The organism is Phenylobacterium sp. (assembly GCF_020402505.1).
GTDB lineage: Bacteria > Pseudomonadota > Alphaproteobacteria > Caulobacterales > Caulobacteraceae > Phenylobacterium.
Genome location: NZ_JADBZL010000198.1, coordinates 1 through 5,781 on the forward strand (window position 1 = coordinate 1; position 5,781 = coordinate 5,781).

Sequence of the window (5,781 nt, forward strand, 5' to 3'; positions counted from 1 at the left end):
GGGCCGGGCTGTCCGCCACGGTCAAGGTGAATGTCCAGTCCAACCGTGACGACAGGTAGGGCCGGGATGGTGAGGGAGCCCTCCTCCATGCTCCGCAGGCGGCGCCCGTTGCGACCCGGCGCGGGCCTCTTGGTCCTGCTCACGCTTTCGGCCTGCGCAACCGTTGGCGAGGATTTCGGGTCACCTGCGAACCGTAAGGCCCCAGGCGGCTACGCCATGGCGGGAGAACAACCCGCACCCCGTGTGGTCTACGAGGCGGCGGCGGCCAAGGGCCCCTGGTGGTCGGGATTCGGTTCGGCGGAGCTCGACCAGGTCATCCGGCAGTCGCTCGAGGTGTCTCCGGGCCTTGAGGAGGCGCGCGCCACCCTGGAGCGTTACCAGGCCGCAGAGACCGCCGCGCGGGCGTTGATGAAGCCCCAGATCGGGATCAACGCCCGGACCGAGCGCCAGCTCTTCAACAGCCAGGCCTTCGGCTTCACCGGGTTCCCGAACCGGACCTTCAGCCTGTTCAGCATCGGCGGCGTGGTCAGCTACGACCTCGACCTGTTCGGGGCCAACCGCCGCTATGCGGAGCAGGCCGGAGCCCGGGCGGAAGAGGCCCGCCGGCAGGCGGACGCCGCCGCCCTCACCCTGACGGCGAACGTCGCCCGACAGGCGGTCCGCCTTGCCGGACTGAACGGCGAGATCGAGGCGGCCGAGCTCGTCATCTCCGACGACCGCAGACTGCTGGAACTCGCCCTGAAGGCCGAGAAGCTGGGGGGACTGTCCCGGTCCGGCGTGCTCCAGATCGAGGCCCAGCTGGCGCGGGACGAGGCGCAGATGCCTGCGCTCCTGCAGTCACGCGAGGAGGCCCGGCATCAACTGGCCCTGCTGGCGGGCAAGGCGCCGGCCGAGTGGGCCCCGCCGGACTTCCGTCTCGACCAGATCAGCACGCCGGCGGTCGTACCGGTCACCTTGCCCTCAGAGTTGGTCCGTCGCCGTCCCGATATCCTGGCGGCGGAAGCTGACCTGCACGCGGTGACGGCTGCGGCCGGCGTCGTTCTGGCGGACCGGTTTCCAAAGCTCCGCCTGACCGGTGACTTCTCCCAGACCTCCACCGAGTTCGACGCCCTTCTGGACAGCGACTCCATGGGCTGGAACCTGGGCGGCAGGTTCAGCCTTCCGATCTACGACGGCGGGCTCAGGAGGGCGAACAGCAGGGCCGCCGAGGCGGAGATCCGGGCGGCGGACGCTCGCTACCGGGCGACAGTGCTCGGCGCCTTCACACAGGTGGCGAACCTGTTGTCCGCGCTGAAGGCCGATGAAGTCGAGGTCCAGGCTCTGGAGCGCGCAGTCTCCCTCGCGGAACGGGACGCCTCGGTGACGGCGGCCGGGGTCCGTCTCGGCGGGACCCCCTTGCTGCGCGCCATCGACGCCCGTCGCCAGCTGAGCCTGGCGCGACAGGAGCTTGCAGAGGTACGGGCGCGGCGCCTCGAGACCCTGATCAGCCTCTTCGCCGCCACGGGCGCGGACTGGCGAACGGCCGCCGATGACTGATTCGACCGACTTCCTCGAGAAGGACAAGGCGAACCGTATTCCCATCACTGGCGCTCTGATGCTGGCGACGCTGATGCACACCCTGGACAGCACGATCGCCAACGTCGCCCTGCCCCAGATGCAGGGCAGCATCTCCGCCTCGCCCGAGCAGCTGACCTGGGTCCTGACATCCTACATCCTGGCGACGGCGGTGATGACGCCCCTTTGCGGGTGGCTCGCCATGAAGTTCGGCCGGAAGCGGATGATCGTCCTCTCGATCATCGGTTTCACGGCGGCCTCAATGCTCTGTGGCATCGCCACGACCGTACCGGAGATGGTGCTCTACCGGTCGCTGCAGGGGCTGGCCGGGGCCTCCCTGATGCCCCTCTCTCAGTCAGTCATGCTGGACGCCTATCCTCAGGCGCAGATCCCCAGGGTGATGAGCCTCTGGAGCTCGGCGGTCATCCTGGGGCCGATCCTGGGTCCCATCATCGGGGGGTGGATCACGGAACACCTGAACTGGCGGTGGGTGTTCTTCATCAACCTGCCGCTGGGCGTCATCGCCGTACTTGGGGTCTCCACCTTCATGGCGGATGACCCGGGGGGACGACAACGTCCATTTGACTTCATCGGTTTCTCCGCCTTGACGGCCTTCGTCGTGGGCCTACAGGTCATGCTGGATCGTGGGCCCAGCCAGGACTGGTGGGAGTCCCCCGAGATCTGGATGTGGCTTGCGCTCGCGCTGGCGGGCCTATGGGTCTTCCTTGTCCAGTCGGCGACAGCGCGTCATCCCTTCTTCCACCGAGACCTCGCGCGCGACGGGAACTTCGTCGGCACGACGGTTTTCAGTTTCTTTGTCGGCGTGCTGCTCTTCTCGACCAGCGCCCTGCTGCCGGTCCTGATGCAGAATCTGCTCGGCTACTCGGCCATGCAGACAGGTGAAGCAAGCGTCAGCCGCGGGATTGGCTCGCTGATCTCGTTCCTGATGGTCCCCTTCCTGATCCAGAGACTCGGGGCGAGGCGGGTTCTCTTCATTGGTACGGTCCTGAGCGTCACCTCCCTCTGGGCGATGGCAGGTTTCGACCTGTCGATGACAGACCGACCCATCATCATCAGCGGATTCATCCAGGGCGTCGGCGTGGGGCTGCTCTTTGCGCCCTTGAGCACGCTGGCCTATGTGACCCTCAGTCCTGTGCACAGAGTCGAGGGCACCATCCTGTCGACAATGGCGCGTAGCATGGGGTCGGCGATCGGCATCTCCATCGTTCAGGCCATGGTCCTGCGGAACAGTGCCCTGGCGCACAGCGAGCTCTCGTCCCGCATGGATCCTTCCAACCCCGTGCTCAATGATGTGATCTCCATTCCCGGGGCCCTTACGACGACCGAGGGCCTGGCGCGGCTCAACGGAGAAGTGACCCGTCAGGCCATGATGATCGGCTATGTCGACATCTTCAGCTGGATGACGCTGATCACACTCGCCATGATACCGTTGATTCTGATCCTTAGGCCGCCGCCGAAGGCGCCTATGGAAAAGATCGGGACTTCGGCAGACTGAAGCCATGCGCCTGAGGCGCCGCCAAAACAACAGCCCAAGGGAGCCCGGGAAAAGCAAATGACAGAGACCGCAACGCCGTCGGCGGACCCCATCGTCCCGCCCCCAACCGCCTCTATCTCGGAAGCGCCTTTCTCGGCCGCCTACACGCGCTACGCCATGCTCCTGCTGCTGGCGATCTACACCATCAACTTCCTCGACCGGTCGATCATCAACATCCTGGCCGAGCCGATCAAGAACGAGCTCAAGCTCGCTGACTGGCAGCTCGGCCTCATGAGCGGTCTCGCCTTCGCCCTTTTCTATACGGTGCTGGGCATCCCGCTGGCGCAGCTGGCGGAACGCCGAAACCGCCCGATCATCATCGGAACCTCGGTGGCGGTCTGGTCCGGGTTCACCGCCCTGTCCGGGGCGACCACCAACTTCGTCCAGCTTGTTCTGTGCCGGATCGGGGTGGGTGTCGGTGAGGCCGGGTGCACGCCGCCGGCCCACTCTCTGATTGCGGACTACGTGCCGAAAGAGAAGCGCGCCTCAGCGCTCGCCTTCTATTCCATGGGAACGCCCCTCGGGGGCTTGCTGGGCCTGGTGATGGGCGGCCTGATCGCCGACGCCTACGGCTGGCGCGTCGCCTTCCTGGTCGCCGGCGTGCCGGGGCTTCTATTCGCCCTTCTCTGTTTCCTGACCCTGCGCGAACCCCGCAAGATCCTGGCCGCGCACAGCGCCCGGGTCACCGCCGCCCAGGCGACCTTCCGGGAGACGCTTTCCTACCTCATGAAGAAGAAGACCTTCTGGCTGATCGCCCTCGGCGCCGCCATCAAGGCCTTCATCGGCTATGGCCATGCGCCCTTTACGGCCAGCTTCTTCCTGCGGGTGCACAGCGAGGAGGTCGCCCGGCTCGCCTCCATGTTCGACCTGAAGTCGGTGGGCTTCATGGGCTTGGCCCTGGGCCTGATGGGCGGCACCGCCGGGATCATCTCTTCCTGGCTGGGCGGCCAGATCGCCGACCGGTTCGCCAAGACGGACCTGAGGGGCTATGTCGTCGTGCCCGCCATCGCCTCGCTGATCGCTGTGCCGATCTACATCATTGCGGTCAGCGTGCCCTCGGCTTCGGTGGCGCTCTGGATCCTGGTGATCAACGGCCTCCTGGGTTCGCTCTGGTACGGCCCGGTCTACGCCATCGGCCAGTCCATCGTGCCGCCGCACATGCGGGCGACCACCTCGGCCATCCTCCTGTTCGTCATCAACCTGATCGGCCTGGGCCTCGGCCCGACCGTCGTCGGGATCATCTCGGACGTGATGGCGAACGGCGTGGGCCTCGGCTCGGCCCAGGGGGTGCGCTGGGCGCTGATGATCTCCACCTGCTTCGGGGTACTGGCCTTCGCCTTCTTCTGGATCGCCCGCAAGACCATCCGCGAGGAGATGGAGTCCTGATCCGGCGGACCTGGCGGGGGCTCAAATCCCCGCCAGGTCTTCGCCGTCGGCGATAGAGCACCGCCTAGGACCGGGGGGCGAAACGGGCTGGAGGGGGTCCTGTACCGCTATTGCACCACCCGTCTCCTGATCGCGTCAAACGGCCCGCGAGCCGGCGCCGATGATCCTAACCCTGAAGGCTGCGCGCCAGGGTCGAGGCGTCGTCCGGGCGGGCAAGGGCCCACTCCCCGAGGCGGCGCGCCCAGTAGGACTCCCCGCCATGCGAGAGGCGCAGGCGGTGCAGGGCGCCGGTGAACCGGTGCAGGGCGTGCTCGGCGCTGACCCCGATGGCCCCGTGCACGGCGTGGGCGATCCCCGAACAGGCCTGGGCCGCCTCGCCGCAGCGCATCTTGGCCACGGCCGCCGCGGGGGCGGAGATGGACAGGGGGGCGCCGACCAGGGCGGTCTCGGCGGCCATTCGCGCGGCCATGACCTCCTCGGCCATGACGGCGATCTGGTGCTGGATCGCCTGGAACTTGCTGATCTCGCGGCCGAACTGCCGGCGGGTCGAGGCGTGGTCGAGGGTCATGGCCTGCAGGGCGTCGATGGCGCCGGCCATCATCGCAGCGTCGGCGGCGGCGCAGAGGGCGCGGGCCGCGTCAGGATCCACGCCGCCGGCCACCAGGACCGGGGCGGCGTCGGCGCAGTTGCGGGCGGCCGGATCGGCGATCCGGGCCAGCAGGGTCTGGAGAAGCGCCAGCGGCGCGGCCTGGCGACCGCACTCGAAGGCGAGCGGGAACAAGCCCGACAGGTCGAGGCCGGCGCCGCCCTCCGCCTCGGGGCGCAGGACGTCCAGGAAGCCCGAGGCCTCGAGCTCGGGCCAGGGGTCGCTGCCAAGACCGTCGAGCAGCTTGCGGAAGGAGTCGAGGAACAGGTCGTCGCTCATGGCCTCACCTCAGTCCGAGCCCGCGGGCGATGATGCCCCGCAGGATCTCGCGCGTGCCGCCCCGCAGGGAAAAGGTCGGGCTCATGCCGGCGAGGTAGTCCAGCGTCGCCAGGAGGGGCGCCGGGACAGGGCCCTCCACCGAGGCCAGGTGGTCGGTGACCAGGGCTGGGATCGACTGCTCGAAGCTGGCGCCCAGGTCCTTGACCATGGAGGCCTCCACGACCGGGCTCTCCCCACGGGCGAGCTGCCCGGTGACCGCCAGGGACATGTTCCGCAGGGTGGCCAGCCGCGCCAGCATCCGGCCGGCCAGCTCGGCCTCGGACTCCGTCGGACCGCCCCGGCTGCGGATGAAGTCCATCCA

Annotated in this window: 4 protein-coding genes and 1 pseudogene; 3 read left to right on the plus strand and 2 right to left on the minus strand. The window is 68.0% G+C overall.

The annotated features are described in order from the left end of the window. The first annotated feature begins 87 nt into the window (after positions 1–87). The 3 genes from IM632_RS13210 to IM632_RS13220 are packed head-to-tail and all read left to right on the plus strand — an operon-like array spanning position 88 to position 4,495. Positions 88–1,536, plus strand: coding sequence for an efflux transporter outer membrane subunit (locus IM632_RS13210; RefSeq protein WP_296552441.1), 1,449 nt, complete (start codon positions 88–90; stop codon positions 1,534–1,536). Further along, complete coding sequence (locus tag IM632_RS13215) at positions 1,529–3,070, plus strand: MDR family MFS transporter (protein ID WP_296498817.1); 1,542 nt, start codon at positions 1,529–1,531, stop codon at positions 3,068–3,070. Before IM632_RS13210 ends, IM632_RS13215 begins: the two co-directional genes overlap by 8 nt. Before the next feature lie 57 nt (positions 3,071–3,127). After that, complete coding sequence (locus IM632_RS13220) at positions 3,128–4,495, plus strand: MFS transporter (RefSeq protein WP_293531291.1); 1,368 nt, start codon at positions 3,128–3,130, stop codon at positions 4,493–4,495. A gap of 166 nt (positions 4,496–4,661) precedes the next feature. Here IM632_RS13220 and IM632_RS13225 read toward each other — a convergent pair whose 3' ends face one another. Both IM632_RS13225 and IM632_RS13230 read right to left on the minus strand, forming a co-directional pair. Further along, complete coding sequence (locus tag IM632_RS13225) at positions 4,662–5,420, minus strand: acyl-CoA dehydrogenase family protein (RefSeq protein WP_296521758.1); 759 nt, start codon at positions 5,418–5,420, stop codon at positions 4,662–4,664. Between the two features lie 4 nt (positions 5,421–5,424). Next, positions 5,425–5,781 (minus strand): annotated as a pseudogene (locus IM632_RS13230) (acyl-CoA dehydrogenase); the annotation flags it as partial.